Origin of the sequence: Mycobacterium sp. (assembly GCF_049683935.1) — a bacterium.
Classification (GTDB): domain Bacteria; phylum Actinomycetota; class Actinomycetes; order Mycobacteriales; family Mycobacteriaceae; genus Mycobacterium.
In genome coordinates this window covers 1-2,609 of the sequence record NZ_JBAUJR010000173.1, presented here as the reverse complement: position 1 = coordinate 2,609, position 2,609 = coordinate 1, and the positions used below count along the sequence as shown (strand labels likewise).

The window sequence follows — 2,609 nt, the reverse complement described above, 5'->3', positions numbered from 1 at the left end:
GACTGGGGGCGTGCCCAGACCGTCGATCGATCCCGTGCGGTGGCAGGCGCCGCCTGTCGACCCGCTGCCCGATCTTCCGCCCGCCGACATCACGCTCGTCCCGGTTCCCGGCGGCGAACCCGAAGATGTGGTCGTCGACGCCGACGGATCCCTGTGGACGGGCGCCCTCGACGGCGGCATCGTGCGGTTGCAACCCGACGGCAGCAGACCCGAGGTCGTCGGGAACACCGGCGGCCGGCCGCTGGGCCTGGCGTTCGCCCGGGACGGCCGCCTGCTGGTGTGTGACAGCCCCAAGGGGCTGCTCGCCATGGACACCAGCACCGGCAGGTTCGAGACATTGCTCGACTCGATTGCCGGGCGCTCGCTGCAGTTCTGCTCCAATGTCACCGAAACAGCAGACGGCACAATCTATTTCACAGAGTCCACCACAGCGTTCACAGTCGGTGACTACCTCGGCGCGATCCTGGAGGCCCGCCCGCGCGGCAACCTCCACCGGCTCGATCCCGACGGCACGGTCACCACCGTCGTCGACGGACTGTACTTCGCCAACGGACTCACCCCCACAGCGGACGGTTCGGCCCTGGTGATCGCCGAGACCCAGGGCCGTCGACTCTCGAAATACTGGCTGACCGGGCCGCGCACCGGATCGGTGACACCGCTGACGGTGAACCTCCCCGCGATGCCCGACAACCTGTCCACCGGCGCCGACGGGCGGATCTGGTGTGCGATGGTCACCCCCGCCAACCCACTGGCGGACCGACTCGCCGCCGGTCCGCCGGTGCTGCGCAAGCTGGTGTGGAACCTGCCCAAACCCCTGCAGCCGAAACCGGAGGCGGTCGTCTGGATCGTCGCGTTCGACCCGGACACCGGTGACGCGGTCGCCGGCGTACGCACCACGCACCCGTCGTTCAGCATGGTGACCAGCGTGGCCGAGAGCGAAGGCCGGTTGTGGATGGGCAGCATCGCAGCCCCGCACCTCGGCTGCATCGACCTCGCGGCGACCATACTCTGAGTTTGCCACCGGCAGGTTCCTGCTATCAACCGTGAGATTCCCGCCACCGGAATTTATCCTCTGACCTGCTGGTTAAGCCAATCAGATGCACAAGATCAGCCAAGAAAGTCAGAACCGCGTGATTCGCTCCACGGCTCCGACCCGACACAGGGAAGAGCAGAACAATGAAAAAATTCACCCTCGCCACCACCGCCGCGGCAGCACTGTCGACCGCCGTGCTCGGACTGGCTGCCCCCGCACTCGCCGCACCCAGCGGGAACGGAGATGCCAGCCAGACCATCAGCCAACTCGAGGCTGAGGGCAACCGCGTGATCGTCAAGAAGCAGAGCAGCGCCCCGTTGGCGGAGTCCAACGTGGTCTCGGTACGGCCCGGTCCCCCGATCCGCGAATATGTCAACAAGCCCGGGCGCCAAGGTGACAACCGCAACAAGACCGATCGCGTCCTGCAGGAAGTCGGCAAGGTCTACTTCGTCGAGGTCCGCTGACACCTGAATCAAGAAAGGGGCACCCTCCTGGGGTGCCCCTTTCTGATGTCTTGAGTGCTACGACTTCAGGAATGCCAGCAGATCGGCGTTGATCACGTCCGCGTGCGTCGTGGGCATGCCGTGCGGAAATCCCTGATAGGTCTTCAGGATTCCGTTCTGCAGCAGCTCTGCGGACTTGGGGCCCGAAGCGACGTAGGGCACGATCTGGTCGTCTTCGCTGTGCATCACCAGCACCGGAACGGTGATCTTCTTCAGGTCCTCGGTGAAGTCGGTCTGGGAGAACGCGACGATGCCGTCGTAGTGCGACAGGGCGTCGCCCATCATGCCCTGACGCCACCAGTTCTCGATCATCGCTTCCGAGGACTCCACGCCGGCACGGTTGAAGCCGTAGAACGGTCCCGCCGGCAGAGCCCGGTAGAACACCGAACGGTTCGCCGCCAGCTGTGCCTGCAGGTCGTCGAACACGCTCTTGGGCAGGCCTTCCGGGTTGGCGTCCGTCTGCACCATCAGCGGCGGCACCGCACTGATGATCGCGGCCTTGGCCACCCGATCCTCGTGCCGGGCGACGTAGCGGACGACCTCACCGCCACCGGTGGAGTGCCCGACGTGGACGGCGTCACGCAGGTCGAGGTGTTCGGTCAGCGAGGCGAGATCGTCGGCGTAGTGGTCGATGTCGTGGCCGCCGGGCGTCTGGGTGGAGCGTCCGTGACCGCGCCGGTCGTGGGCGATCACCCGGTAGCCCTGCTGCAGGAAGAACAGCATCTGGTTGTCCCAGTCGTCGGAGGACAGCGGCCAGCCGTGACTGAACACGATCGGCTGACCGGTACCCCAGTCCTTGTAGAAGATGTCGGTGCCGTCGGGTGTGGTGTGGATGCTCATGGGCGCTACTTTCCTCGCGTTCGCAACTTCTGTCATCAGCGCTGACCGCCACGGTCACTGGGGGCTAGCCGTACCTACCGTCGATTGCTGCCACCGACCGTTCAAATACTGCCAATGGAATTAAACCCCTGACCTGCCGGTTCAACCCATCAGATCCACAAGAACAGCACACGAAGAACGTCAGAACCGCGAGATTCGCTCCACGGCTCCGACCCACACATAGGGAAGAGCAG

At 65.1% G+C, this 2,609-nt stretch carries 3 protein-coding genes; 2 read left to right on the top strand and 1 reads right to left on the bottom strand.

Features of this window, described 5'->3' with window-relative positions:
• Nucleotides 1–10 precede the first annotated feature (10 nt).
• Together WA965_RS09805 and WA965_RS09800 are read left to right on the top strand one after the other, a co-directional pair.
• A complete protein-coding gene (locus tag WA965_RS09805) occupies nt 11–1,012 on the top strand; it encodes an SMP-30/gluconolactonase/LRE family protein (protein ID WP_526447435.1) in 1,002 nt (333 codons plus the stop codon).
• A gap of 164 nt (nt 1,013–1,176) precedes the next feature.
• Nucleotides 1,177–1,497, top strand: a complete 321-nt coding sequence (locus tag WA965_RS09800) for a hypothetical protein (protein ID WP_526301449.1) — start codon at nt 1,177–1,179, stop codon at nt 1,495–1,497.
• 57 nt (nt 1,498–1,554) lie between these two features.
• Here WA965_RS09800 and WA965_RS09795 read toward each other — a convergent pair whose 3' ends face one another.
• Entirely contained in the window at nt 1,555–2,376 is an 822-nt protein-coding gene (locus WA965_RS09795) for an alpha/beta fold hydrolase (protein WP_526301447.1), read from the bottom strand.
• Between the last annotated feature and the right edge of the window lie 233 nt (nt 2,377–2,609).